Origin of the sequence: Roseovarius litoreus (assembly GCF_900142765.1) — a bacterium.
GTDB lineage: Bacteria > Pseudomonadota > Alphaproteobacteria > Rhodobacterales > Rhodobacteraceae > Roseovarius > Roseovarius litoreus.
The window spans coordinates 282,237-308,798 of record NZ_FRCB01000002.1 but is presented as its reverse complement, the minus strand read 5'-3'; the positions used below and the strand labels follow the sequence as shown (position 1 = coordinate 308,798).

Below are 26,562 nucleotides of genomic sequence, written 5' to 3'. Positions count from 1 at the left end.
GGGACGACGCCTTGCGTTTCTTCTGGCATCAAGTATCCCGGGGTGAATTGGCCGCAGGCCAAGAGGGGCAGAGCCCCTGACCCGTAACGGAGGCCGCATGTGCAAGGTCGTGATCCTGATCCCAGCCGCCGGCGCCTCGTCGCGGATGCGCGGACGGGACAAGCTCTTGGAACCGGTCGACGGTCTGCCATTGCTGGCACGGCAAGCCGCCATGGCCCTGCAGACCGATTGCGCGGTTCTGGTGACCGTCCCCACCGACGGATCCAGAAGACAGGCCGCCCTCAAGCCTCTACCCGGCCTCGACATGGCCCTTCTGGACGATCCGAGCGAAGGCCTCGCGGCTTCGATCCGCGCAGGCGCCGAATGGGCAAAAACGCAGCATGCCGACGGGCTTATGGTTGTCCTGGCCGATATGCCCGATCTTCAGAGCCCTGATCTGACCCTTATGATCCGCACCTTCCAGGATGCTTCCGACAAGGTTCTTCGCGCAACCGACGTCACGGGGCGCGCGGGACATCCGGTGATCTTTCCAGCCCGGTTGTTCTCCGCCTTGACCGAAATCCAAGGCGATACCGGCGCGCGCGACATTCTGCGCCACGAGGAGGTGAGCACCCTGCCCTTGCCCGGATATCGCGCCACGACCGATCTCGACACACCCGAGGACTGGGCCGCATGGCGCCAGCGCCGGATGTCCTGACGCTCAACGCAAAGCCACCCCTCAGCGGCCGATCACGATATCCGCGCGCAGCCCGCCCAAGCGCTGGCTTTCTCCAAGCCTGACCGTGCCGCCATGCGCCCTCGCGATATCCATCGCGATCGACAGGCCAAGCCCCACACCGGTCCCGAGATTCTGGTTCCGGGCAGGCTCGAGCCGGGCGAAGGGCTTCATCGCCTCGGCGCGGCTTTCAGGCGGAATGCCCGGGCCATCATCCTCGACCCGGATGCGCAGCGACCGATCGGTCAGCAGCACCGACAGTTCGGCCTTGCTGCCATAGCGCACCGCGTTGTTGATCAGGTTTTCGATCGCCCGCCGGATCGCGCCCGCCCTGAGCGCCACCTCGCCGGTGCCATCGCCCTTCACCTCGACCAGCGTGGCCGGAATATTGGCGCGGGCGCAATCCTCGACGATCCGGCGCACCAGTGCCACCGGATCGACCGGTTCGGGCTGCCCCTCCTGCGCCCCCCGGGCGAAGGCCAGGAACTCGTCCAGCAGACGTTCCATGTCGGCCACATCCTGCTGCATGGGGATGCGGTCCTCATCCTCCAGCATGGACAGCCCCAGCTTGAGCCGCGTCAGCGGCGTGCGCATGTCGTGGCTCACCCCCGACAGCATCAGCGTGCGTTGCTCGATCTGACGCTCGATCCGGGCGCGCATGTCGAGAAAGGCGTGCCCCGCCGCGCGCACCTCGACAGCACCTGCCGGGCGATAAGGCTCGTGCCGGCCCCGCCCGAAGGCCTCTGCGGCGCGGGCCAGCCGGGTGATCGGGCGCAATTGGTTGCGCAGGTAAAGATAGGCGATCACCGTCATCAGAACGCCAAAGAACACCATGTTGACGAACAGCTGATGCGCATTCGAGGCAGAGACGCGGCGCCGATCGAATTGCAACCGCCAGATCCCGTCATGCTGCTCCATATAGAGGATCACCCTGTGATCGTCAGGCAGCTCGATCACACGCAGCGCCGGCAAAAGCGCTTCCAGCTCGCGGATCACGATGATGCCGGTGAAATCGAACCAGCGGCGCAGGTTGGCGCGGGGCAGCTCATCCGTGGGCACGGGTTGCACCGCGATCTGCAGCGTCCGCGCCAGTCGGGACGCCCCCGCCTCGCGCGCGCTTTCGCCACTGTCGAGCAGCGCCCGCACCTCGCGGCTGGCGGTGCGTGTCATCTGCTCGGTCACCCCCTCGAAATGGCGCTGGATGAACACCACGGCCACCACCAGAAACAGGCTGACGACCGGCAAAAGCAGGATCAGGGCAGCCCTGCCATAAAGACTGCGTGGCGTATATGATTTGAGCCAGTCGAAGGTCATGCGCTAAACTAGACCCAGCCCGCCCCGGAAGGAAGACCCATGACGCCCCAGACCGAGTTCAATCCGCCAGTGGGCCAGCCAGAGGATCTGGGCCGCGGCATCCGGCGCATTCTGGCGCCCAACCCCTCGGCGATGACGTTTCGCGGGACGAACACCTATCTGCTGGGCGAAACCGATCTGGCAGTCATCGATCCCGGCCCAGACGATCCGGCGCATCTTGACGCCATTCTCCGGGCGGTCGGCCCCGGCCAGCGCATCAGTCATATCTTCGTGACCCATGCGCATCTGGATCACGCACCCTTGGCGCGGGCGCTGGCGCATCGAACAGGCGCACCGGTGCTGGCCTATGGCACTGCCCGCGCCGGGCGCAGCGCGGCGATGCAGCAGCTCACGGCGGCAGGTCTCGGGGATCATGGCGAGGGCGTCGACCTGGCCTTCCAGCCCGATCACTGCCTGCAGGACGGCGAGACCGTGCATGCCCAAGGCTGGAGCCTGACCGCCCACTGGACACCGGGACATCTGGGCAATCACATGTGCTTTGCCGCGCGCGGCGCGATCTTCACCGGTGATCTGGTGATGGGCTGGGCCAGTTCCCTTGTTTCGCCCCCGGACGGAGACCTGAGCGATTTCATGGCCTCCTGTGCCAAGCTGCGCGCCCTGCCTGCCGAGGTGTATCATTCCGGGCATGGCGCCCCGATCGAGGCACCTCTGGCGCGGCTCGACTGGCTGATCGCACACCGCCGCTCGCGCGAGGCGGCGATCCTCGAGCATCTGGCGCACGGCCCCGCTGATGCCGAAACGCTGGCGCGGCAGATCTACACCGACACACCGCCCGCTCTCCTGCCCGCCGCAACGCGCAACGTTCTGGCACATCTCATTGATCTGCATGGAAAAAGCATGGCTTTGCGGCTTGATGACCTCTCCCCTCAGGCGCGCTTCCGGCTGCTCTGACGGGCCGCAGCACAATGTCGGAATTTTTGTGACAATCCCTCTGGACGTCCCCATAGGCTGTTGCTATACCGCGCCTCGTGTTCCGGCGTAGCTCAGCGGTAGAGCAGTTGACTGTTAATCAATTGGTCGTAGGTTCGATCCCTACCGCCGGAGCCAAAAATCCCAACAAAGACAAACGCTTGTAAATCAACCGCGCAGGCTGTCCGCTCTACAGCCTGAGCGTGTCCGCACTATGTCCGCGCGAAAAAGGCGAAGCGCATGGCCCCGGCTTTCTGGTCGGAATCAGCCGTGATCTGACCAAGCTATTCCCGATTGCTTGCCACTGCCCCAGATCAAAGGGGGCATTTTCCATTGAAGAATCAAATCATGTGGACAAAGCTAACGCGCATTCGTGAAAGGGGATTCAATTGAAAAAAATCATAGCCTTAGTGACCATTGTTGGCGTAAGCGCCTGTGCAAAACAGCCAGATCAGATAGCCGCAGCGGATATTGGGAATAACGAATATCGCGGATACTCCTGCAAGCAACTCGCAGAGACGGAAGTTAAATATCAGCAAGCGTTGACGAACCTAAGCGCTCAACAGAAGTCCGCGGCAAGCGGCGATGCTTGGGGCGTGTTCCTTCTCGGGCTGCCCATTTCCTCTATGTCAGGTTCCGACAAAGAAACCGCGATTGCGGTAACTAAGGGTCACCTCCAATCGATAGAGCTCGAGAAAATCCGGAAAAGTTGCGGCTGATCCGAGCGCGTCCTAACCGATCTTCAAAAAGACTAGGCTACGACCGCTGTGCGGGGTTTTACACCGTTAAATGTTCATACGGTCAGGTCTGCTCACGGTCCATACGAGCCATTGGACAATGCTTGATGCCGCAGCGTAGTTTCCGAAAGCGGCAACTCAGTTTCTGCGCAAACAGGGTTGTACGTATCGGGCCTTCCGGGACAACTTCGGGCTGGATCAGTCCTTCAAGTAGTCCATTGTGGCTGCACCATCGCCGCGCTTTTTGGTTTGACCGTTCACCACAGCGTCGTTAACACCCGGGTGGCCATTCGCCCATCCCCAGATAGAGGCCGCACCTGTGCAGAATCGGGCTGCGGACATCCCGATCTCCTTGCCCCATTTGCCATTTGACCTGTGGCAAGCTTCGTAAAGCTCTTTGTAAGAGATTGTCTCGTCAGCTTGATGCTTTGCGACAATCATGCCCAGCAATTTTTCTGCGTCAAAACCTTGCGCTTCGATATATTGCTCACAGTTTGCAGAAAGAAGTGCTTTGCCTTGTGCGACCATCTCAGGTTTGGCTGTCTCCAAGGCCTGCTGGATCCGGGCCTGATGTTCTTGTAATTCGGGGAATTTTTTTGCCATTGCCTGCCCTCCGCACATGATCTTACCCACCTCTGTAGCAGGCCTCTCCCACTCGACCAAGTGGGTATGGTTACGTCGATGTCCTCGCTGCGCGAGCGCAGCGCCACATCCATGCGCATATGCGCAACGAACGTGTATTACAGCTTGTCCAAGGCGAAGTCGCGCGAGACGAGAATGGAGATGTCCTGCCGCATTCTGATCATCAGTGACGCGAAGTTGCCGACAAAGATTGTATTTTCGTCGGTGCCGGTGCCACCGTCTGTCGGAATGCTGGTGGCGGTCAGCATCGGAATTTCCGTCAGGACGCGCGGCGGTTTCAAAGGCTGGTTGGTCGTGTCCGTGAAATTCGACACGGTGCCTTCGTCGCGAGGGTGCGTGATGCTCGCGGAAACCGGGCCTGCATTCTGTGACAGGATGTCGGTTCGCGCGGTCAGCATGAGCGCATAGTTCGCCAAGGCCGCGTCATGCGCCCTTGTGCCGATCCGCGAGGTATTGGCGATGCCGCGCGGTTCGGGCGCGCTGCCGCTGCCCAGAAGGCATACACGATCCATTTCAACCGCCATTGGAGCCGACATGATCTGAGGCAATGCCGTCTCAAGGTTCACGCTGTCTTCCAGCAGTTCCCGCGAAACCTTGAATGCTATGCTTAACTCCTCGGCTGCTTTTTAAAGTTGCGCCGCTGCATAATCTCCCTGGTGAACGGCAGGTCTGGGCCGCAAGCCGACAAATCTGCGGCTTAGCCGATTTCAATTATTTTGCGATCCGCTCTATTGGTGATCCACTCGGCTAAGAAATCGAGCGTTGCCTCGCGCTTGTCACTCGACTTCCTTTTTTGCTCAATCGCACATTCCCAGACAACGGCCACTCTAAAGCCGGCTGCCAACGCCGCTTCGATGTTCTTCTTGTCCCTCGCAACATTGTCCTTGAACTTTACAGCCCATTTTGGCTCTCTTCCCTGAGCGACCTTGGCGGCTTTCGGACAGCCCGGGTGCTGATGCCAGAAACATCCATGAATAAACACGACGACACGTCGTTTCTTGAAGACCAGGTCCGGCGAACCGAGAGCCCCGGAACCGTGTAGACGGTAACGCAGACCGCGTGCGTAGAGGCCCTTCCGAACCGCCAATTCAAGCTTCGTATTCTTGCCCTTGTTACTGCGCATCACCTTTTTGCGCTGTTCGGGCGTCAACGGGTCCGCCACGGACGATTTCCCCCTGGTCTTTGTCCACCATCCTGGTAGAACATGCCCTGCTAACCTAGGAATAAGAGAGTTGGATGAAAGACCCCTATCAGGTCATCGATCTTTTTGCGGGGCCTGGCGGACTGGCGGAAGGCTTCTCGTCAGTTGTCGATGGGGGCGTGCGCTCGTTCGAGATCGCTCTGTCCGTCGAAATAGAGGCGGCGGCGCACAGGACGCTGACACTCAGGGCATTCACGCGCCAGTTTCCGCCAAGACAATTGCCGGAAAGCTATTACCGCTTTGTGGAAGGCGAGAAGACCGTTGCAGACCTCCAGGCGGAGTTCCCGCAACAGTGGAGAATCGCAAGCAACGAGGCGCTCCGACTGGAGCTTGGCTCGACTGAGGCCACTAAAACTCTCATTCCACTTATTGATAACATCCGCAAAAAGTCTGCGGGACGTACGGTTCTCATCGGAGGCCCGCCTTGTCAGGCCTACTCGCTGGTTGGGCGATCACGGAACGCCGGGAAGGATGATTATGTCCCGGAGGAGGATGGGCGCCATTTCCTCTATAGAGAGTATATTCGCATTCTTGAGCAACTGCGCCCTGCCGCTTTCATCATGGAGAATGTCAAAGGTATTCTTTCATCATCCGTTTCCGGTGACCGGATTTTTCAACGCATTCTTGAAGACTTGCGGGACGTCGGAATTGAAGAGGGCGGTTATCGGTTACTTGCGCTGACGCCGGATGCAGAGGGCAAGGAACAAGGTCTCTCTAATCCCCCCCCCCGCGATTTTATAGTTCGCGCTGAAAATCACGGAATTCCTCAAAAACGCCATCGTGTCTTTGTCATTGGCCTCAGAGCCGACGTTGCGGACAGCCTCGAGTTTCCCAAAGACAGCGCTCTCCTTCCTAGAAGGCTACAGGTTTCCGTCCGGGACACCATCAGCGGTATGCCGCATCTTCGAAGCGGGTTGAGCAGACAGGACGGCGAAGACGAGTGGCGGCAGGTAGTTGGTGACGCGGCATCTGAACTGATCAAACTCGGGGTACGTCCCGGCAGACCCGAGGCGATGAAGTCGACATCAAAGACCCTGCGCGCTGTGCGTTCGAGAATGAAACGGTCAAACACCCGCCTGAGCCGTGTCGACAGATCGTATGACCCGGCAGAACTGACCTCCGGATTGTCCGAAGAGCTTGCGGATTTCCTTACTGACAACCGCCTTCAGACACTCGCAAATCACGAGAGCCGCGGACACATGAAGACTGATCTTGCGAGATATCTGTTCTGCGCCGCGTTTGCCGAAGCGAATGGCCGCAGCGCCAAAGCGATCGATTTTCCAGAGGAACTGGCGCCTGATCACCAGAATTGGCGAACGGGAAAATTCGCAGATCGCTTCAGAGTGCAGACGTGGGACGCCCCGTCGACAACGATCACAAGTCACATCTCAAAGGACGGCCACTACTACATCCATCCGGATCCTGCCCAGTGCCGAAGCCTGACCGTGCGGGAAGCGGCAAGGCTCCAGACCTTTCCGGACAATTATGTCTTCCTGGGCAACCGGACGCAGCAATACGTTCAGGTTGGCAACGCGGTGCCTCCCTTCCTTGCAAAGCAGATCGCAGAGGCATTGATCCGGCTGCTGCCCTGAGCAGCCGGATCAATTCATATTTTCGCGCACTGGACCCGGGTCAGCACGCCGCTTTCCTTGAAGAAGGCATCCCCCTTGCCCGTCAGCGACTCGGCACCCGCATCATCCATGATCACCCGGCTCTCCGTCGCACTCTTCACACGCAACGCCAGCTGTGCAGGCAGGTTGGAGCGCAGGTTCGTGCTGATGACGGAAGCGTCTGGTTTCTGCGTGGCGATGATGACGTGGATCCCTGCCGCTCTCGCTTTCTGCGCGAGGCGCTTGAGATGTGCCTCGATCGTCTTTTTCGCGTCAGGCTCGGAGGTGAGGTCCGCATATTCATCGAGAACGATGACCCAGCGAGGAATACGCTCCTCTTCAGAAACCTTTGCATTGTAGTCGCCGAGCGCCCTGACTTTCGAGTTTTTGAACATCGCATATCGCGCCTGCATTTCATCCACGGCGCGTGCAAGTATCTCTATTGCGTCCTCCTCATCCCAGCCAATCTCGCCGTCGAGATGATGAGACTCGGACAGGTGCTCGAGTTCCGTTCCTTTAGGATCGATGAGCTGCAGGCGAACGTCGTCCGGCGCGTAGTGCTCCGTGATCCCGGCGAGGATCGTATTGAGCGCTTCAGACTTGCCGCTGCCTGTAGTGCCGCCGATCAGTAGATGAGGCGAGTTTGACGAGGTGAAGTCGATTTCTACGACATTCCCAAAGCGGTCCTCACCAAGCGGCACTTTGAGGCCAGTCTCGGGACGCTGCCAACGGGCCCAGAGATCCTCAGCATCCACAAAATATCGGTCTTCGTCCAACTTCGGAACGTCAATCGTCACGTAGCCCTTGTCGATGTCGAACCGGATATCCTGGGACGCGTCCAGCTCCAGCGCCAGCTTCAGGGCATCATGGTGAGCTGCAATCTTGCCCGGTGCCACGCCTCTCCCCGGCCGAACCCGGAAGAGAATGGATGCGGGTCCCTCTATCACGTAATCGACGCCCGCATCTGTCCTGTTCACGTTGACGCCATACTGGCCGAGCGTGTCGAGTATTACCTGATAACGACGATCAAGCTCGGACTTCGGAAGGTGTTGTGGGGTCGAGGGGGGCATTGGGTCGACCTCCGGGGCGTCATCATTTCCTGTCTCACCGGTTTCAGATTCCGGCGGCGCCTGCAGCTTAGGCGTTGGTTCAACACCGTCCTGTGCGGCTTCGACCTCGACATCAGGCTCCGCCAGTTCAACGGGCCGATTGTCTTCCGGCTCTGCCGGTTTCACAGGATTGGCCGGCACGAGCACGAACGTGTCATCTGAGCGGTCGAGAAGTGCACTGCCTCCGGTCTGCACGATCTGCACACGGGGATCGGCGTCATAGGCCTGTGCAGTCAACTCTCTCGGATGAGAATATTCACAGATCGAGTAAAGGCCGGAGATTTTCACGGAAGCGAATTCCCCGTCGCGGAAGAGGCTTCTGATCTCTTCCGGCACTCTGGATCGTCTGGGCGCACTGTCCGTGGTTGCCTCACGAGGAATGAAGACCGCTTTCTTGCTCACTGTATCGATTGCGGAGAGGATCGCGTTTCGCCAGAGCTGCCCGTCCATCGGATCACTGTCCTGATCCGTCGGGAAGACCGCGTCAAACATTTGCAGCGTCTTGCGCACCTGCTCGGCCCCATGTGCGTCATACCCGGAGCGTCTCAATTTGCTTTCGAGAACAAGCACATCAACCGAAAGGCCCTCGTCGCCAAGACTGACCGCCAGCCGGATCATATCGGCGCGGATTGAACTCCCGGAGGCAAACCATTCCGGATGTTCGTCGAGTGAAATCCAGGCGATGAACCCGTCCTCCACGGAAATGGGCATCTGGCGATCGGCGACCTGTCGCGCAATGCTCAAACCAAGAATTTCCTCGGTCACCCTGGAAATACCAAGCGCATCCAGCGTGAGCCGCGGGGAGATCTGTCGCGCCTCCTCGTAAATTTTCTGCGCAAGTTCTCTGGCACGCTGCTCGGCCAGGTTTTCCCGACCGATCAAGGACGCGATACGCTTCAACTTTCGGGTCAGGCGATCGATAACAAACTGCTGACCGGCGTTGGAGGAGACGATCAGGGTGAACAGACCACCGGGGCCGACACCGTCTCTCAGGGACAGGACCTCGGGTCGGGTCTCAAGTCGTTCAATCTGCTCCCTCGTGATGTGTCGCTCCACGGTGATGACCCAGTGAGAGCGTTTGTGCAGCGCTCCGAAAAAGCGCGCCGTATTGTTGAAGTTGATACGAATATCCATGAAGTCTGTCGCCTCCGGGCGATCGGCAGCCACGGGGGTTCTGCGCTCGTGTCTGACTGCCAGCGTCGACCAGTCAGAGAGCGCGGTGTCTGGCATCTTGGGCCTGAGTGACACCCAGAGCGCCGAGGCCCCTGCGCCGGAAGCGATGTAGGTCGGATCATCTAGGAGGGGGTCAAACCTCCCGAGCGACGCAGACTCGTCCTCGGTTTTCGCGTCGGTGCTGATATTGTCGTCGAGAAACTGAGGCACGACCGCGATATCACAGATCAGGCCTCCCAACGCGGCCTCCGCATCTTCCCTGACCCTCTCAAGATCGTGGAGGTTGAGCTGAACCGGCGGGAAAAGAGCGCCCGCCCCGGCCAGACGATTGTCGGTGTCCACCAGTTCGAATTGCCGGGCGGCCTCGTCCCAACAACTCTTGGGTGCGACCAGTTCGATTGTCATTGCGAGATTTTTGAATTCCCCCTTGCGAACTTCCTGCACGATGTCTGCCGCCAGGGCACTCGCGCCGCCCGTCACAATAAGAATTCTAAGCCCGTCTGACTTGTAGGGATGAGCATGGAGATAGGCCGTCGTCTGACGGGCGATTTCGGAAACGAGACTGGAGTGGATCCTGTCGCCAGACGCAGTGCCGCCGGAAGAGGCGGCTCTTTGAAAGTTTTCGGTCCATCCCCGCTCACCATCCGCGAAGAGGATGTGACCATCGGCGGAACTGTGGATCGAGGGTTGCTGATGCGGAGACAGCCCCTTTATCCAATCCAGGTAGAGATTTTCGTTCTGCTCATTGAGCCTCAATGAGCCCTCGATAGCGTCGAGAGCAAGCTTCATCGACTGGGCAAGGTAGGAGGCGATCCAGCGCAGTTTCAGTGGATGAGACTGGAGCATCAGGACGCGATCTCCATCAAACTCCTGGACGCAATCGGCGTTCAGGAACTCGATCATGCCCTCGGGTATCTCGCCGTCCGGCACAAATGCCCTTCGTGCATCCGCAAGAAGCACCGACCACGCGTCAAAAACATCATTCAACAGCCGTGATGACAGGCCTTCCTTCTCAGCCTCGGCCCTGAAACCCGAGCGGATTTCAACAAGCCTGTGAATAATCGGGGTCTTCAGCAGTGCATCGGGAATGGGTTTTGACCGTCCATTCTGGAAGGGCAGCATGCGGTGCGCCACCTCGGTTATCCAGTCCTCGCCAGACCGGTTCGCAGGCGCATACAGCTCTGACGTGACCTCTCCCCTGTCCTCTCCGCAAACGGAGATCCAGAACAGCGCCAGATAGGACAGATCGTCGGGCAACCACTCGACAGCGACCTCACTGTCAACCTCCTCCCCGTCCTCGAGGTTCACTAGAACGAATTCGAGAGGAACGGGCAGCCAGACGGTTCCCTCATCCTCCTCTGTGGAGCTGCTATCGGAACTGTCCGCGTCGGGATCCATGTCCCCCCGGAGAGCCGGCACCGGTGTCTGGCCGGTCAGTCGACCGTCCACCTCGAGAGACACCGAGCCAAGTCCGTCTTTGAGGGATGCGCAGATTTCCGCAAGCGCGCTGCCGTATAGAAACGCGAAAAGGCCAAGCGTCGATTCATGCTGCGCACCGATGGCCGGGCCGGCACGCAACTCGATACGATATTCCCCATCATCAAGATCCGTCCGGGCTCGAAAATCAGACGCGACCTGAGAGAGCTTGATGAGCGGGTTCTGGATCCTATCAATGGCAGGGGACGCCAACTTCTCGACCATACGAAGCGTCTGCTTCGACAGCAGGTCCCTCAACGGAAGATCACTGGTTTCGGCCGGTTCACTCTCGAGGAACTTGCGCGCATCCTCGACCGATCGATTGTTCAAACCCGTCTCGACTGCCAGTCCGTCGAATTCGGATTTCCTGGAAGGTGCACTGTCGAGTATTTCCTCGGCAACCCTTTGACCAAGAGGCAACCCTTTGACGTCTTTGCTGAAAACCTGCTCGAAAATCCTGTAAGGTATGCGGCCGCGCCGTGTGTCAGTGGGGTCGAGGCAGTATTGAGAGCATTCTTCACGCCAGTAAGCCTGGGTGTCTGGATCATATTGCTCACCCAGTTCGTCCACGAATTTCGTCCGATGGCAGTCCTGTGCGGTTTTTTCCGGATCGAGATCCGAGGAGGGCGAGGCCGCGAGTTCCGCGCGCAAACGATTGAGTGAGAGGCGGCGCGCAACACGCGTCGCATTCATTCGCCATTCCTCGTCGGGGAACATATCAAGCTGCACAAGACACCTTCCCACGAGGGCGTTTGTCTCTTCCGGGGCGTATACACCGGGACCGGACAAGACTTCCTGCGCCGCCGCGAGGACGAAACCCGCATATTTTCTGACCGGAATGGTCATACCGGCTGCATTGAGCTCGCGAAGAACCTCGACAAGGCGATCGCGAAGAAGTTCGTTGACCTCGGGGTTGGGAGCGCCGACAAACTGCAACGCCTGTCTTACCATCTCCTCCGGAACTACAAATTCACCGGCCTCGTCAAATGTGCCGTCGAGGAAGTTCACGTCTCTGAGCGTAAAGAGGTTCTTCAAACCCTGCTCGTCACTCTCGACTTTTGTCTCGATGTAGACGAGCCCATGCTCATTGTTGTTGCGGTAAAACGTTATAGCGTGCTCCGGATTTGCTCTGAATTCGGCCGGGAAATCCTCATGTGAGTCACTGGCCACAAGAAGCCGCACACGCTTGAGACTTCTTTCGGCAGATCGGGCCTGCCAGACACGCACAAATTTAAGGGCCTCGTTCCGCGTCAGGTTCTTCAGTCTGAACGAGTTGCGGTCGGCTTCGTCGCCCGAAGCAAAGCTGCGAGCGACAATTTCGAATGCCGTGCCTGCAATGATGTTTTCAGTTCCGCTCATGTCAGGTTCCGGTCATGCAGTTGTTCTTGGGCTTACCATTCGCGTCGCGTCGGAATACTGGGTGACCAGACCGGCGGCGATCATCTGGAGCGCCAGTTGCGCCTCGTTTTCCTCGAAGATGCTTGCGTCGATCGAATTCACGAGACCCGATGCCTCGGCGGCGCCGCGCCCGACAGCAATTCCGAGACGATCGTAAAGCACTTCGGTTACAAACCGTTCGAATGGCATTTCGGAGCCGGCCGGAATTGTTGCCAGAACAATCATCTCAAGCGCGTCGACAGAGAATGTGAAATGCTTCCGTCCTCGCCATGCATTCAGGAAGCCGTTCGCGGCCGCCGTCGCCCAGAAAAAGCTTCTTATCTTGTTTTTTTGGGCCTGGGCCATTTCAGGCTCGAACTGGACCACTGCTTCGACGATATTCGATAGCACCTCTTGAAGGCATCGCTGCGAAACACGCCTCAATTGCGGGCTTGCGGCCCCACAGTCACAGACAATCGGCGACAGTTCCATTCCGAGGCTGAACCTTGCGCGTCTGTTCTGCATCAACACGAGCCAGAGTCCAGTCCAGCCCATTACGGCTCGGATCTTCGCGACCGATGTCGCGGCATGCTGTTCGAGAATGTTCAGTATCCCGTCGCGGTAAACGTCCTCAAACTCATCGAGGTTTGCCCTTGTGGCCTTCTCGATGTCATCCGTGACGGGCTCCACGTCATTCTTGCTCTGCCCGTTGATGAATGCGGCCAGAATTTCGAGGGGGCTGTCTACAGTCGCGGAATAAAGACCCGCAAAGCCTTCCCTTATGCGCCGCAGCCGATCCAGGTCAGCGTCAGATCTGAGAACCTTGAAGGCAAGCGCACCACCGCCCCTGAGGTAGAGACGCTCCAGTCGAATTTTACCGCTTCGCTCGCGCGAGTCCCAATGGATGAGAGAGGGCGTGTAGGGAAAGAAGTGCGCTCTCGACCATTTGGGCTCTTTGGTTCCGTTCGGGATATCCAACTGCAGACAGCGCAGGAGCTCCCTCAGGGTTTCCTCCGCTGACGTGTCATCCAACAGCACCTCATGCCGCCTGGGATCGCTCTTGAAGGCTCCATCCCAGACGAGGCGCCTGCCAAAATCATGGGATCTGCGCTTGATCTTCACGGCATCCCCCGCCGGCAAGGGGTCTTGGCCCTCGCCGCAGAATACAAAATTCAGAAGTTCCAATCCCGGGTAGTGCCCGGCCGCGTCGAAGTCGAGAACGCCACCGAACAGTTCGCGCGAGACTTCGGGTCCCTTGCGGGTCTTTTCCGTCAATTCATCCTGCATGCTTTTGCCTATCTGTCGCTCAAGCGCCTGCACCGACCTGAATGGTGCTTCCGTCAATTGAAATGGTTTGAGAGCGACCGTCTCTGATTAAATTGATCTGGTCCGAATTCGCATGCGCGGATTGCGCAATGCGGCCGAGGAAGCTCGCCACACGCCGAATGTCGTGCTCGTAAAACTTTGTCGGCACATGACCTGCCGCGGCTCTCAGAATGCAGTCGAAAGTCATCAGATCCAGCAAGAGGTCGTGCGGAGCGTCTTTCTGGTCGACGATCCTCAGAACCACATGCCGGTCGATCCAGTCGACACTTGTTTTCACGTGATGGGGAACCTCGTCGCTCCTGCCCCATTTCTCCGATAATCTGATGAGATCGACATCGGCAGGCTTGATCCGGGCCGCCAGAATTGCCGTTCCCGACATCGACCTGCCGAATGCCGGATCAACCAGATGAAGCGTGGGTGTCTGGTCGGCGAACTGCAGGCCCTGGATGTGGTGGAGGCCGGCGATTACACGCTTCTTCAGGAGTGTTCGTGCAGGCGCGTCGAGATTGTCATGCACGATCCCCAGAAAGTCGGCGCCGTAGGGAAAGCCCAGATGCGCCATATCCAGGTTGTTGTTGGCCACCCCGTCAACATAGGCGCGGCGGCGCAAAGCGCGGACGACACGGGTCACATTCTCGGCCTCGGATGCCCTCTGCTTTCTGTTGCGCGGATCCCCGATAATCTCATCGATCCCGTCAGCGGCATCGATCACGTCCTCCTCGGACTCGGACGGAGCGGGAAACAGCAGATCCAACTGACCGTGACCGAAGATTTCCTGTTGATTGACGATGCGCTCGTCGATTTCCCGGATAGCTCGCCGCCCCGGATCCAGCTTCGGGAGCTGCTGCATGAGAGGCAGGCGATTCAGCTGCTCTTTGGAGAGCGTATCGGGTGCCTCGAAGGCAAGATTGTAAAAGGCATAGGACTGCTGCCAGCCTCGTTTTCTGCGCTTCCTCATGCGGTGAACATCTTCGCATTTCAAGCCACCTGTGAGGAGATAGGCGAATGCCATCAACATGTCTCGAATGGTTATGACATAGCCAATTCGCTCAAGGGTGGCGAATAACAGACGCAGTTTCTGCTTTCTGGTGCCGGCGACCTCGCTGTCCACACGCTCCGACAGCATTTCCCGGTTACGGTTGATCGGGCAGGCGTCACGCGCGTCACAATCGGCGCAGGCTCTCCACCTTGTGCCGGATGTCCAGTCGCGAATTGCCCGATCTCCCAGAGACTGGCCGTCTTCACCCGCCGCGGTCGACTGATGGTTCAGATTCACAATATGCGTGCTTCCGTCGCGGCTGGCTTTTCCGTCATCGAAAGATGTCTCGAAACTCTTGAGTAGCTCGCGACAATACGAACCGGCCGCATCCGACGCAAGGACCGCACGAAGGCGGCCCTCGTTGGCACAAATGATCGTAACCGCCTCGCCGTCGTTAGAGCTTTCGACAAGTTCGGCGGCGATTTCGGGCGAGAATTCGGAGAAATCCTTGAAAATGCGCAAGGCACCGGTTGTGGCGGCATCCTGTGCCGCCCGGATGACCTGCCTGCCGTCACATGCCTCGTTGATCAGCCGCCTCGCCTGTTCTTCATCGTAACCGAGATAACTCTCGATTACGCGTCGGCAGAGATGGGTTTTTCCATGTCCGGCATCCCCCGTGAGCACAATCATTCGGGCGCCTGAACGGGCCGCCGCCAGCACATAGTCGAACGCCACGGTATCAAGATTCAGAGAGTCGCTCGCGACCTGGTATTCTTCATAGATCTGATCATGCGACGGATCAAATGGCAGGAACCGCGCCATTCTATAGACATGCTGGTTTCTATTATCCGGCAATGCACTGCTCCCTTCCACGCCAACGCCTCTCAGGGCGCATTCGCTGACGTCAACGATCACAACCTAACATTGTGGCGATTGAATGCAATATTCAAGAAATTCCGGTGCTTGCGCAGAACCGTCTCAAAGACGGCGACCGGCCAAAAACCTGGAAGATCCTTCGGTGTGTTCCCGTACGACGTATCATCAAGTTCATCGGTACTGGCCCATGCCGGACGCATCGAAAAGCCCCACCTTGATTTTTGCCTCGATCTGAGTCTCTGTTAGCCTCATCGGTCCGCGTCCTTCTTCGCCACCAAACGTTCCACCTCAGCGACATCACGCCCGCTGTGCAGACACTTCTTCCAACCCTCCGGGTCCTTCGTGTCATAGAACCAGCCAGGATTCATGCTGAAAGTGATTTCTGTGATTTCTGTTTGCCACCATCTTACCGTGTCTTATCCACTCTCGGCGAAACCCGATCCCCGGTCCGAATTCTGGCATGCACAGAAACAAGCTCCCCCCGCCGGTCCCGAGATTCAGGGTGTGAGCGATGTGCCCCCCCCCCTCCTGCTTGGATTGCAGGTAAGGTGGCTGTTGGGAGGAGTAATGGCGCACCGCCCGGCACGCTGAATTTACTTGGCCATAGGCGGGCTGTTCCACCATCAGCCCGTGATCGTGGTTGTCGCGTTGAATGCCTCGGGGTGAGATATCGCAATGTTGCCTCGCATGGGCGCGCAAGGGACCTTCGGGCAGGTGCTCGATCGCGGCAAAACGTTAGGCCATTGCATTAGCAGCGGCGACCTGTTCTTCGTCGCATTGGTGTTCGATTAGATTATGTTGTGGTGTCATGTCGTGGTCCTTTCATTTCCAATTATCTGGGTTATGCAGATCGTCGGCTGCGCGCGGCCAGTCATCTAGCCACGTGTTGCTTGCTGGTGGTCGATCCTCGGGCCATACTGCCCGCTCGGCTGTCTCGCGGTCCTGCCCGCCGTGGAATTTCCGGATCGCGGCCCGTTCCTCGTAAAGATCTCGGGCGAGTTCCTCGGGCGACACTGCATCCGCCTTTCGCCGGCTGGAATTAACCGAATAAACCGAATTAACCTCCGGCATGGGGGGTTGTTTCGGTTTTTTCGGTAAATTCCTGGCCTCGGATGCTCTCTGCGCGGCCTGTAGCCATCGTGTCATGCCTGCCCCTCGAGAATTGCCGGGTTTACCGCATAGAGCCTGGTCGGCCTTCCGCCTTGTGGGCCTGTTGGCACCAGCACCGCGCGGATTAAGTCGCCGTCGAGCAACATTTCCAGCGCGGGGTCGAGCGCGGACTTTGTGCCAAGCCCGGCCCGGTCAAGTCTCAACACGTCGCTCGACGTGAAGCGCAGCCAACCCTGTTCGCGGATCACCTGCACTAGCCGCCGGGCGGCGCGCTCGGCTTTGGGTGTGGCGGCGTCTGCGTATGCGCGGCGCGCCATCGGCAGGATATAGGCTTCCACAAGGTGAGCGGCTCTGCCAAAGTGCTGCACCGTGATCTGGTGCGGTTCCTCGGCCCCTTCGGATGCCCAGTCGAGAAATGCCAGCACCAGCGACAAGCGCGCAGTCAGCCCCGGCAATTTGCCGATGAAGGAAAGCATCAGGCCATCGGCCTCAGTTTCCCATTGCCGCACTGCCTGCCGGAATTGGTCCATCAGGTCTCGCGCGTCATCCGTGAATCCCACAATCCAAGGGCGCTGTTGATCGTGCTCATCGGTCAGCAGGTCGAGGGTCAACAGCTTTTCGATGATCCGCCGCATCAGATCTTCATCAGCCCATGCGCGAGGGCGGCGCAGCGGCGCAGGCTCGGGCCAGATCGGCAGGAAGCGCGCGAGCAAGCCGTCATCATCAGCCTTGAACAAGAGCGTTTTCAGCCGGTCGGGTTGAACGCCTCCCATAACCGCGATGGTGAGACGGTCGATAGTCAGGGGTTCGCGGCCCATGCGCTCAACGGTGTATCCCCGCCCGCCGTATGCCTCTAACCAAAAGGGCCGATCGTTGCCCCCGCCGGAATAGCGGGCCATGCCTTCGAGCCATCCGGCCAGCTCATCGCGCATCTGTAGGATGCCCCGAGGCTGATTTGCGAGGATCGCGCCCAGCCGCTCGATAGTGCCGTCATTAACCACAAGGCGCGGGATATGCGGCGGCGATCCTGCATCGGCCTCTTTCGGCCTGTCTGGCGGCGTCTGGCCTTCTTTGATCGCGGCCTTCACCGTTTCCTTCCATGTGGACTCGGCCAGCTTGGCAATCTCGGCTTTCTCGGTCCATGCCCTCTTTTCTGCGTCTGCGGTCTCTCGCAAGGGGCGCTCGGCGGCGCGCAGCGGTTGCAGGGCAGCGTCGATAGCAGGTGATTTGCCCGCACTCGGCAGACCGATCAGCATGGCCCAGATCACCGGCGGTTCGGTCCAGCCGCGCCAAGGTGACACCCAACGGGCGTTGCCAATGACACTGGACAAAACCGAAAAAACCGAAAAAACCGCATAGTCGAGCGGTGCGCCCTTGGCCTCGGCGGCCTCTCGCGCCCATGTAGAAAAGCGCGATCCGAATACATCGTCAATTGGCAGTTGCGGCGCAGGTGGAATTTCCGGGCGCAGGAATTTTACATCCGGCGCGGGCCAGTCGGGCGAAAAGGCGATCTCTCGAATCTCCGTCATGCCACCACCGCCTTTCCGGCCAGTAAGTCGCACCAGTCCCGGCCATCAGGTGCGGGCAAGGCGCTCTGCCCTTTGCGGCGTTCCGGCTGGCATACAGGGCACGGCGCGGAGCCATAGCGGCGCAGCCATTTGCCGCCCAGTTCGCGTGTGAGGTTTGCGGCGTCTGTCATTGGCCTGCCCCCCAGATCAGGGCGCAAAGCGCGGATGCCTGCGCTTCGGTCAGTCCGTGATGGCGCATCAGCATTTTGATTTGAAGCTGTCTCATTTCTGGCCCTCCATCACCGCGCCGATATCGGCGATAAGGCGATGGGCGTGGCCCCCGTCGCGGACGCGAAACATGAAGCCGTCATGGCGCCGATTTCCGGGTCGGCCTGGTGGTATTCTATCGGAAAGCCCGCCAACTGTTGCGGGCGTAGAAAGTGGAGTGTCATGCTCTTGCCTGTGGTTGCCCACAACGGCGCGGCGCGTTATACTGTAACAATTGAAGCTGTCCCGCTCGATCATTTCCAGCCCCGCCCGCGTGTTCGTCGCGGGTGGGGTTTTCATTTTAGCGGATAGAATGGTTGCGCGATGCCCTCGGTTTCCAGATCGGGAAAAGCATCCTGCATTTCATCCAGCGCGGCCAGCATGTGCCCGGCTAGGCTCAGGTCGTGCTCTGCTCGGTTTGCCAATATCCCGGCAAAGGCCGCGCCGTGATCTGTAATCCGCATCAGAAGCGGGCGGGTGAATTGGCGCTGATAGTCCATCATGCGGCCCCCTTCCGGACGGGGTTCGGCGTCGTGATCCGGCGCTCCATGAAGGCGCGCGCATCCTCGATCCGGTAGAGTTTGCGACCGCCGATATAGAGGAAGGGTAAGCCATCCGGCATTGCCTCATAACGAGCGATGGTGCGCTCGTGGCAGTTCCATTCTGCGGCGAGTTCGGCGCGGCTGACGTATCCAGCCAAGAGGCCGTTTCCGCCTGAGTAACGCTTCTCGAGTGTCTGGGTCATGGTTGCATCCTTCTGCAAAGTGAAGTGATGCAACCCAATATTCACACATTTCGGAGGGTGTCCAAAGCTGCCTATGGCGTGAATAGTGTCATTTTCGGGCTATTCGCGTTCGGTGCGCCTGCGCCTGCTTTTCTGCACTGGCCTTGATCCCCAGCGCCTCGAAAACCTCGCGCAGGGTGTCCAGCCATTCGCCGTATTCCCCTTCGCGATGCACGATCCTGCCCGGTGCCTTGCCGGTGATCTCTTCGAAGAAAGCGGCGGTGATCGTCGTGACCTCGGGTGCCTCTGGCATCCGCTTGCTGCCTGGGTTCTTCTCCGGCAGGCCCTCTAGCCGGCTGCGGGCCTGTCCTGCGAGTTCATGGGCGCGCTGCATCGGTGCCAGAAGATCGCGGGCGATCAGCCCCGCGCCAGACAAAGCGGAAAGGGCCGGGTTGTGCATACCGTCTATCAGATCGGCCAGCTTGCCGGTCAGCTTCTGGAATTCCAGAAGTTCCTTTTCGCTCACACTTGCAGATGCCGGCAGGTTGCCCAGCTGTTCATCGGATCGGCCAAGTTCCGACGCGACGAAGATCTGCGCGGCGGCTGTCTCGATCACATCAGAGGGCGGATCGTAGGATGCCAGCACCGCGCGCAGCGCATCGGCAATCTTGCGCGGTGCAGATTCCACAACGGGCCATCCGTCGACTGTAAAGACGGTTCGTGCGTTATCCGCGCAGTATTCCTCAAACCAGCCCGTCACCCGCTCGACCTTTTCATGTCGATGACCTCGGCGGCCTCTGTGCCGCCCACCAGCGCCGCCGCGCGTTCTGCGGCCTGCCGTAGCGGATCATCCATCAAATGCGCGTAGCGGGCCGTTGTGGCGGGCTGTGAGTGTCCTAGCAGCGCCCCGATGATCGGCAAGGAAAGCCCCGCCGATGCCAGCACCGACGCGTAGGTGTGGCGCAGGTCGTGCATCCGCACTGTCTTGTTGCCCTCATCGTCCACCAACCCGGCGGCGGCGCAAATGTTCTCCCATTGCTTTTTGACCTCTTGCCGGGGCTGGCCCTCAATCTGGCCCGGAAAAACAAATTCGCCTTCGCGCGCGCTTCCTTCCAACAGGGCAACAGCCGCGGCCGATAACGGGACGCGGTGAACGGTCTTCTGCTTTGTCGCTGAACCCGGCTTCATCCATATGCCGGCGCTCAGATCGAATTGCGTCCAGCGGGCCGAAAGCGCCTCGCCCTTTCTGCATCCGGTCAGCAGCATCAGCCGAAAGACATTGGCGGCCTGTTGGTCCGGCAAATTGCGCAAGGCGTCTGTCAATGCCTTTATTTCGGTCAGCGATAGATACCGGGTGCGCTTGGTCTCCTGATTTCGTTCTGTTCCGCGCGCAGGATTGTCCGACCGCCAGCCCCAGCGAACAGCAAGCCCCAGCATCCGCGAGATTACCGAAAGATCGCGGTTTGCCATCGTCGGCGCGGTCCGGCTCAGAATGCGGTGATATTCCGCAATGTCTGCGTGCCTCAGGTCCTCGACCTTGTGATGTTTGAAGTGCTCGCGGATGCCCTTCCGCCTGGCGCTGCCATGGATCGACTGACGGTATTGCTTTTGCGTGTTTGGGCGCAGGCGTGGCAAGTGATCTTCTTCAAACTGATCGCACATGTCCGCGACCGTGCGGGCGTTCCGGGCCTCCTCGAGTTCTGCCAGCGGATCATGCCCGAGGCGGATTTTGGCCTTCATGTCGGCAGCGAATTTCCGGGCTGCTGTCGCCTTCCATTCGGTCGCGCTGCCGATGGTGTATCGGCGTTCCCGGCCTGCGATACGATAGTTGAGGATGTAGGCGCGCGCGCCGCCCTTTGTGACGCGAACACCAAAGCCTGACACGTCGCTGTCATAGGTGATCTTGGCGCCGCGATCAGGCACAGGCAATTCCTTCACCAGCTTGTCGACCAAGCGTTGAGATTTTTTCATTTGCCCCCTGTGTCCGCACTGTGTCCGTAAAATGATGTGTAGTCAGTATGTGAGCCGTGTCCGCAATTGTCTAGCGCTGCCTTATTATATTCAATGCAAAACAGGTATTTGCTGCGAGCGACCTAGTGATTTTTTGCGTTTTCAAAGGCTTGAGAAATGGCCCAAAAAACGACTGTTAATCAATTGGTCGTAGGTTCGATCCCTACCGCCGGAGCCAAAATCTCAACTTTGGTCTGCATATCCACCGGGATTGCCCGGTTTGCAGTTGTGGGTTCTGTGTCCGCGCGCTGCCAGCGTGGATCCGTGCTCGGAGCGACGCATGGTGGCAGACCCTGATCGCGGCAGCCCCTTCCCGCCCAACGTCCACCGATGATCTGTCTTGAAGAGACCGACATCACACCGCCTCGTTCAAGGATTGCGTTGGCTCAACGCAAGCTGCGCACCGGAGTGTACTGCCGAAACGTGATCCCCAAAAAGACCGCGCCGGTCGCAAGGATCCACGCCAGTGCAGGCCAATTGACATGCCCGGCAAACGCGAAGCGGATCAGCTCTACTGCATGCGTGAAAGGGTTCAGTTCACACAGGGCAAGCAGCAGGGCCGAACTTTCCCCCATTTGCGCCAGAGGATACAACGCCGACGACAGGAAGAAAGTCGGGAAAATCACGAAATTCATCACACCGGCGAAGTTCTCAAGTTGGTGGATGCTGGAAGACATGGCCAGTCCGAATGCACCCAGCATCAAGCCCGCCAGAAACACCGCCGGCAGAGCGCTGACATATCCAGCCAACGGAATGTGGATCCCGAAGACCATGGCAACAAGCAGGAAAGCATAGACCTGCAACAGCGAAATTGCCGTGCTGGACAGCAGCCTACACACCAGCAGCCACCACCGCGGCAATGGGCTGGTGAGCAATATCCGCATCGACCCCATTTCGCGATCATAGACGAGGCTCAGGGCGCTCTGCATGCCATTGAACAGCAGGATCATCCCGCACAGGCCGGGCAGGATATACATCTCGTAGCTGATCGGCGTCACATGCGGCGGAGGCGTCAAAGGCCCGAACGCTCCGCGAAACCCGGCGGCAAAAACGACAAGCCAGATCAGGGGACGCACCAGTGCCGCCACAAACCGGCTTCGCTGATGAACAAAGCGCAGAACATCGCGTATCACGATGGCACGCAAGGCGAGCAAGGACGCTCTCATGTGCCCTGGTCCGTCAGCTCGAGAAAGGCCTCCTGCAGGGGCTTGTCCCGGGTCAGTTCGTGGCACGGGCAGTTCCTGAGAACCTGCCCCTTGTGCAGGATCACGACCTGATCGTCGGCCGATATTTCATCGGTCAGATGGGTCGCCCAGAGAACGGTCATTCCATGAGTTTTACACAGATCGTGAGCGTGTTCCGTAATCGCCCGGCGCGCGGCGGCATCAAGGCCGACAGAAGGTTCGTCCAACAGCAGAACGGTCGGGGAATGCACCAAGGCTCGCGCGATCTCCAACCGCCTGCGATGACCGCCATTGAGGTTGCGTACCCGCTCATGGGTACGCTCTGCCATATCCAGTCTGTCCAACGCGGATTTGATAGATGCTTCAGCGGCCTGACCTGAAAGGCCATGCAACCCGGCAAAATAGCTGAGGTTGCGCCAAACCGTCAGGTCGAGATCGAGACTTGGTTGTTGAAAGACTATTCCTATTTTGCCAAGCGCTTTTTCGGGATGAGACCCAAGATCATGTCCGGCAATCTCGATCGTGCCGGTCCGACTAGTGATCAGGCGCGTCAGCAGAGCGAACAATGTGGATTTGCCCGCACCATTGGGGCCGATAAGCGCGCAAAAGACGCCCGGCTCAACATTGAAGCTGATGTCGTTCAGAGCAGGCTTCGCGCCATATGCATAACTTAGGTTTCGGACGGAAAGCCCTGTCACGGAATACCAATCTCGATCTGATGAAGCCGGCGACTGCCGATCTGCCAGCGACGATATTGATACGATGCAAAACTGGCAAACACATTCAACTTGTCCCCCCGGTTCACAGGGCTTGGGACGTGTCCGCTTCTACATCCCGGAGGTTTTGCAGCCAAGGTAGCGCATCGCGTCTTGGCACGCCAAGGCTCGACACCTGCTGCAAAGGCGGCGGCCGGGTCATTCACGGTTGCCTGAACACATGCAGTGTCTGTTGACATAAGCCGAAATAATCCGCCACACTCTGTAATGAGGGGTCTAATCGAAGCGATACTGTCTCGCGACGGCCAAAAGCTACCTCGGAAAACAAAGGATCTGATGGGAGGATACAACGAATGACTTGGAATGCACCCAAGCTCAAAGAGATCAACTGCGGCATGGAAATCAACATGTACGCTCCAGCCGAAGATGAACGCCGCGGACACGAGCCCGACCTGTTCTGAAAACTGACGACTCGGGGTGCCCGGGATGAGGTTTCTAATCTTGGGCGCATCCGCTGGAGGCGGCTTGCCTCAATGGAATTGCGGATGCCGGAACTGCGTCGATGCCCGGAACAGGAAAATTCCATGTTCCGGGCAATCCTCTTTGGCGGTTTCGCTGGATGGGCAAACGTGGAGCATTCTCAACGCATCGCCTGACATTCGTCAGCAGATGCTGGACAATCCACAGATGCACCCGCGGTCCTTGCGCGACACGCCAGTGACATCCGTTCTTTTGACCAATGGTGACATCGACCATATCGCCGGCCTTCTCAGCTTGCGTGAGCAGACACCATTCTCGCTTTTCGCCACCAGCGAAATATTGGACGTGCTGTCCGAAAACCGGATATTTGACGCTGTAAACCGAGAAAAGGTCACCCGTCACCCGGTGGCGTTGGCACAGGATTTCGACTTGCAACCCGGGCTTTCGGCGCGGTTGTTCGCGGTTCCCGGAAAAGTCCCGCTGTTCATGGAAGGCAATGATGTTCGGACGGACTTGATCGGAGAACAGACAGTGGGCGTGCGCCTGACCGGCAACGGCAAAGTCGCCTATTACGTCCCCGGCTGCGCCGATGTGACCGATGCCGTCCTCAAACAACTCTCTGACGCCGACCGGATATTCTTCGACGGCACCTTGTGGGACGATGACGAGATGATCCGGTCGGGCACCGGGATCAAGACGGGCCGTCGCATGGGGCATATTCCGATCAGCGGACCAGATGGATCGATTGTCCGGCTCCAGGGTCTGCGGGCGGCAAAGACCTTCATTCATATCAACAATACGAACCCGATCCTTCAGCCCGATAGTCCAGAGCGCGCTTTCGTCGAACAGTCCGGATGGGACATCGCCCATGACGGACAGGAGATATCAGCATGACCAGCGAGACACTCGAGGCGCGCCTTCGAAAGATCGGCGAGGAGCGATATCACGACAAGCACCCTTTTCACGACCGGCTGCACGGCGGGCACTGCAGCCCTGATGAAGTGCGCGCCTGGGTGATCAACCGCTGGGCCTATCAGGCGGCGATCCCGATGAAGGATGCCGCGTTCATATCGCGCTGCACGGATCCCGACATGCGCCGTGCGTGGCGGTCTCGGATCGAAGATCATGACGGAGGAATTGACGAAGGCGGAGGCATACGCCGCTGGTTGAAACTGGCCGAGGCCGTGGGTCTCGACGCCGATTATGTGGCGTCGGGGAAAGGCGTATTGCCGGCAACGCGTTTCGCGGTGGAGGCGTATATCCGATACGTGCAGACCATGCCGCTCCTACAGGCCGTTGCCTCATCCTTGACGGAGCTTTTCGCGCCCAAGATTCACGAGCGCAGGATCGAAGGCCTGCTTGAACACTACGCCTTCGCCAATACCGAAAGCCTGTCCTATTTCAAAAACCGCTTGGATCAGGCCCCACGCGATGTCGCCTTCGGTCTCCAATGGGTTCTTGATCATGCCGATACCGCCGAGAAGGAAGACATGGCCTGTGACGCCCTGATATTCAAAACCGAAGTGTTGTGGGCCCAGCTCGATGCAATCTGGTCGGCCTATGTGGAGCCGGGCCGCATTCCTCCCGGCGCATGGCAGCCTGGCGAGGGCTTGCGATGACTTTGGCATTCGGTCGCCATGACATACCCTATTTGCCGCGCGGTGTCCGAATTCACCACGATCGCGTACGCGGTCAGAACGTTCTTCTGGCACCTGAAAAAGCGATCGAATTGGACGAGATCGGTTTGGCAATTCTGTCGCGGGTCGATGGTGACACCACGTTCGATCAGATCATCGCGTCGCTTGCCGCAGCCTATGACGCACCTGCAGAGCGCATAGAAGAAGACGTGCAGCAGTTCCTGACAGGATTGCGCGCGCGGGTTTACGTGATGGTCCGGACATGACCATTCCCGCCCCGATCGCTCTGCTGGCCGAGCTGACACATCGCTGTCCGCTAAGTTGCCCCTACTGCTCGAACCCACTGGAAATGGTCCGCAAGAGCACCGAACTGGACACGGGAACGTGGATCGATGTGTTCTTGCAAGCCGCGGACATGGGCGTCTTGCAACTGCATCTCTCGGGAGGAGAGCCAGCGTCGCGGCGCGATCTGGAAGACTTGACGCGCGCGGCGTCGAATGCCGGGCTTTATACCAACCTCATCACGTCCGGGATCGGGCTGACGCCGCGTCGACTCGATGCGCTGGAAGCGGCGGGGCTCGACCATGTTCAGCTATCGCTTCAGGGGACGAATGCCGAGCTGGCCGACAGGATCGGCGGATATAAAGGCGGCTTCGAACGCAAGCTGGCGATCGCAAGAGACATCAAGGAGCGAGGCCTTCCCCTGACATTGAACGCGGTGATGCATCGCCAGAACCTCGATGATCTGGACCGCACGATCGAGATGGCCGTCGAGTTGGGAGCACGGCGACTTGAAGTCGCCTGTGTCCAGTTCCACGGCTGGGCCACGAAAAATCGCGCCGCCCTGATGCCGACCCGCGAGCAGACCGAAGCGGTCAAGCAAACAGTCGCCGCCGCCGCCCGGCGCCTGAGCGGTATTCTGGCTTTCGATTTTGTTCCGCCCGATTACCATGCCGATTACCCGAAGGCCTGCATGGGAGGCTGGGGATCAGCAGGGTTGAACGTGATTCCGGACGGCACCGTGTTGCCATGTCACGCGGCCCAAAGCATCCCGCATCTGACCTTCGAAAAAGTGCAGGACCGCTCGCTTTCGGACATCTGGTACAAGAGCCCGGCATTCAACGCCTATCGTGGTACGGATTGGATGCCCGAACCCTGCCGCAGCTGCGAGCGAAAGACCATCGATTTTGGAGGGTGCCGCTGTCAGGCCCTGGCAATTGCCGGCGATGCAGCCGCGACGGATCCGGTCTGCGTGAAATCCAAAGACCACGACAAGGTGCGACAGCTGCTCGATGATGCAACCGCACGCGAAGAGAACCTGATCTACCGGGTGAACCCCTGATCCGATTCTGACCGGCAGCAAGACCGCCGATGACCATCAACACGCAAAACAGGACTGGCCGACAATGTCGGCCAGTCTTG

General features: G+C 59.0%; 24 protein-coding genes, 1 tRNA gene and 1 pseudogene. 10 read left to right on the top strand and 16 right to left on the bottom strand.

Features of this window, described 5'->3' with window-relative positions:
• Nucleotides 1-97 precede the first annotated feature (97 nt).
• A complete protein-coding gene (locus tag F3H35_RS05720; RefSeq protein WP_149778644.1) occupies nt 98-697 on the top strand; it encodes a nucleotidyltransferase family protein in 600 nt (199 codons plus the stop codon).
• Between the two features lie 21 nt (nt 698-718).
• On the opposite strand, the gene F3H35_RS05715 is transcribed toward F3H35_RS05720, so the two are convergent.
• On the bottom strand, nt 719-2,029 hold the full coding sequence (locus tag F3H35_RS05715; protein ID WP_149778643.1) for an ATP-binding protein: 1,311 nt from the start codon (nt 2,027-2,029) through the stop codon (nt 719-721).
• 39 nt (nt 2,030-2,068) lie between these two features.
• On the opposite strand from F3H35_RS05715, the gene F3H35_RS05710 reads away from it, so the two are divergent.
• The 3 genes from F3H35_RS05710 to F3H35_RS05700 all read left to right on the top strand — a co-directional run bounded on the left by F3H35_RS05710 (nt 2,069) and on the right by F3H35_RS05700 (nt 3,717).
• The gene (locus F3H35_RS05710; protein ID WP_149778642.1) at nt 2,069-2,980 is read left to right on the top strand and encodes an MBL fold metallo-hydrolase; all 912 of its coding nucleotides are present in this window, start codon (nt 2,069-2,071) and stop codon (nt 2,978-2,980) included.
• Nucleotides 2,981-3,061: 81 nt separating this feature from the next.
• A tRNA-Asn gene (locus tag F3H35_RS05705) sits at nt 3,062-3,136 on the top strand.
• A 251-nt stretch (nt 3,137-3,387) separates the two neighbouring features.
• Nucleotides 3,388-3,717 carry a hypothetical protein gene (locus F3H35_RS05700; RefSeq protein ID WP_223228318.1) on the top strand — a complete coding sequence of 110 codons (330 nt, stop codon included), beginning with the start codon at nt 3,388-3,390 and terminating at the stop codon, nt 3,715-3,717.
• Nucleotides 3,718-3,933: 216 nt separating this feature from the next.
• On the opposite strand, the gene F3H35_RS05695 is transcribed toward F3H35_RS05700, so the two are convergent.
• The 3 genes and pseudogenes from F3H35_RS05695 to F3H35_RS05685 all read right to left on the bottom strand — a co-directional run bounded on the left by F3H35_RS05695 (nt 3,934) and on the right by F3H35_RS05685 (nt 5,539).
• Complete coding sequence (locus F3H35_RS05695; protein WP_149778640.1) at nt 3,934-4,338, bottom strand: hypothetical protein; 405 nt, start codon at nt 4,336-4,338, stop codon at nt 3,934-3,936.
• 137 nt (nt 4,339-4,475) lie between these two features.
• A pseudogene (locus tag F3H35_RS05690) lies at nt 4,476-4,985 on the bottom strand (phage major capsid protein); the annotation flags it as partial.
• Nucleotides 4,986-5,074: 89 nt separating this feature from the next.
• The gene (locus tag F3H35_RS05685; protein ID WP_149778638.1) at nt 5,075-5,539 is read right to left on the bottom strand and encodes a very short patch repair endonuclease; all 465 of its coding nucleotides are present in this window, start codon (nt 5,537-5,539) and stop codon (nt 5,075-5,077) included.
• A 74-nt stretch (nt 5,540-5,613) separates the two neighbouring features.
• Here F3H35_RS05685 and F3H35_RS05680 point away from each other — a divergent pair, with 74 nt between their 5' ends.
• The gene (locus tag F3H35_RS05680; RefSeq protein ID WP_149778637.1) at nt 5,614-7,170 is read left to right on the top strand and encodes a DNA cytosine methyltransferase; all 1,557 of its coding nucleotides are present in this window, start codon (nt 5,614-5,616) and stop codon (nt 7,168-7,170) included.
• A gap of 14 nt (nt 7,171-7,184) precedes the next feature.
• Here the strand turns inward: F3H35_RS05680 and F3H35_RS05675 are convergent, their stop codons facing one another.
• The 12 genes from F3H35_RS05675 to F3H35_RS05620 form a co-directional block, all read right to left on the bottom strand.
• Nucleotides 7,185-12,305 carry an FtsK/SpoIIIE domain-containing protein gene (locus F3H35_RS05675; protein WP_223228317.1) on the bottom strand — a complete coding sequence of 1,707 codons (5,121 nt, stop codon included), beginning with the start codon at nt 12,303-12,305 and terminating at the stop codon, nt 7,185-7,187.
• Nucleotides 12,306-12,317: 12 nt separating this feature from the next.
• Complete coding sequence (locus tag F3H35_RS05670; protein ID WP_188129880.1) at nt 12,318-13,610, bottom strand: hypothetical protein; 1,293 nt, start codon at nt 13,608-13,610, stop codon at nt 12,318-12,320.
• Nucleotides 13,611-13,629: 19 nt separating this feature from the next.
• Entirely contained in the window at nt 13,630-15,450 is a 1,821-nt protein-coding gene (locus F3H35_RS05665; RefSeq protein ID WP_149778635.1) for an ATP-binding protein, read from the bottom strand.
• 876 nt (nt 15,451-16,326) lie between these two features.
• Nucleotides 16,327-16,650, bottom strand: coding sequence for a hypothetical protein (locus F3H35_RS05660; RefSeq protein WP_149778634.1), 324 nt, complete (start codon nt 16,648-16,650; stop codon nt 16,327-16,329).
• On the bottom strand, nt 16,647-18,143 hold the full coding sequence (locus F3H35_RS05655; RefSeq protein WP_149778633.1) for a YfjI family protein: 1,497 nt from the start codon (nt 18,141-18,143) through the stop codon (nt 16,647-16,649). Before F3H35_RS05655 ends, F3H35_RS05660 begins: the two co-directional genes overlap by 4 nt.
• On the bottom strand, nt 18,140-18,313 hold the full coding sequence (locus F3H35_RS05650; protein ID WP_188129879.1) for a hypothetical protein: 174 nt from the start codon (nt 18,311-18,313) through the stop codon (nt 18,140-18,142). Before F3H35_RS05650 ends, F3H35_RS05655 begins: the two co-directional genes overlap by 4 nt.
• Nucleotides 18,314-18,685: 372 nt before the next feature.
• Complete coding sequence (locus F3H35_RS05645) at nt 18,686-18,892, bottom strand: hypothetical protein (RefSeq protein WP_149778632.1); 207 nt, start codon at nt 18,890-18,892, stop codon at nt 18,686-18,688.
• A complete protein-coding gene (locus tag F3H35_RS05640) occupies nt 18,889-19,134 on the bottom strand; it encodes a hypothetical protein (RefSeq protein ID WP_149778631.1) in 246 nt (81 codons plus the stop codon). The genes F3H35_RS05645 and F3H35_RS05640 overlap by 4 nt, the downstream gene beginning before the upstream one ends.
• Before the next feature lie 88 nt (nt 19,135-19,222).
• Nucleotides 19,223-19,801 (bottom strand): hypothetical protein, encoded by a 579-nt coding sequence (locus F3H35_RS05635; protein WP_149778630.1) that lies wholly within the window; start codon nt 19,799-19,801, stop codon nt 19,223-19,225.
• 68 nt (nt 19,802-19,869) lie between these two features.
• Entirely contained in the window at nt 19,870-21,066 is a 1,197-nt protein-coding gene (locus F3H35_RS05630; RefSeq protein ID WP_223228316.1) for a tyrosine-type recombinase/integrase, read from the bottom strand.
• Between the two features lie 443 nt (nt 21,067-21,509).
• Nucleotides 21,510-22,289 (bottom strand): ABC transporter permease, encoded by a 780-nt coding sequence (locus tag F3H35_RS05625; RefSeq protein ID WP_149778813.1) that lies wholly within the window; start codon nt 22,287-22,289, stop codon nt 21,510-21,512.
• A complete protein-coding gene (locus F3H35_RS05620; RefSeq protein ID WP_149778628.1) occupies nt 22,286-23,005 on the bottom strand; it encodes an ABC transporter ATP-binding protein in 720 nt (239 codons plus the stop codon). Before F3H35_RS05620 ends, F3H35_RS05625 begins: the two co-directional genes overlap by 4 nt.
• Nucleotides 23,006-23,376: 371 nt before the next feature.
• Between F3H35_RS05620 and pqqA the strand changes: the two genes are divergently transcribed.
• From pqqA to pqqE, 5 genes are read left to right on the top strand one after another with little or no spacing between them, the layout of a single operon-like run.
• Nucleotides 23,377-23,484, top strand: a complete 108-nt coding sequence (gene pqqA, locus F3H35_RS05615) for a pyrroloquinoline quinone precursor peptide PqqA (protein WP_007815084.1) — start codon at nt 23,377-23,379, stop codon at nt 23,482-23,484.
• 25 nt (nt 23,485-23,509) lie between these two features.
• Nucleotides 23,510-24,397, top strand: a complete 888-nt coding sequence (gene pqqB / locus F3H35_RS05610; RefSeq protein WP_149778627.1) for a pyrroloquinoline quinone biosynthesis protein PqqB — start codon at nt 23,510-23,512, stop codon at nt 24,395-24,397.
• Nucleotides 24,394-25,122 carry a pyrroloquinoline-quinone synthase PqqC gene (gene pqqC / locus F3H35_RS05605; RefSeq protein WP_149778626.1) on the top strand — a complete coding sequence of 243 codons (729 nt, stop codon included), beginning with the start codon at nt 24,394-24,396 and terminating at the stop codon, nt 25,120-25,122. Before pqqB ends, pqqC begins: the two co-directional genes overlap by 4 nt.
• On the top strand, nt 25,119-25,406 hold the full coding sequence (gene pqqD / locus F3H35_RS05600) for a pyrroloquinoline quinone biosynthesis peptide chaperone PqqD (protein ID WP_149778625.1): 288 nt from the start codon (nt 25,119-25,121) through the stop codon (nt 25,404-25,406). Before pqqC ends, pqqD begins: the two co-directional genes overlap by 4 nt.
• On the top strand, nt 25,403-26,482 hold the full coding sequence (pqqE, locus tag F3H35_RS05595) for a pyrroloquinoline quinone biosynthesis protein PqqE (RefSeq protein WP_149778624.1): 1,080 nt from the start codon (nt 25,403-25,405) through the stop codon (nt 26,480-26,482). The genes pqqD and pqqE overlap by 4 nt, the downstream gene beginning before the upstream one ends.
• The last annotated feature ends 80 nt before the right edge of the window (nt 26,483-26,562 follow it).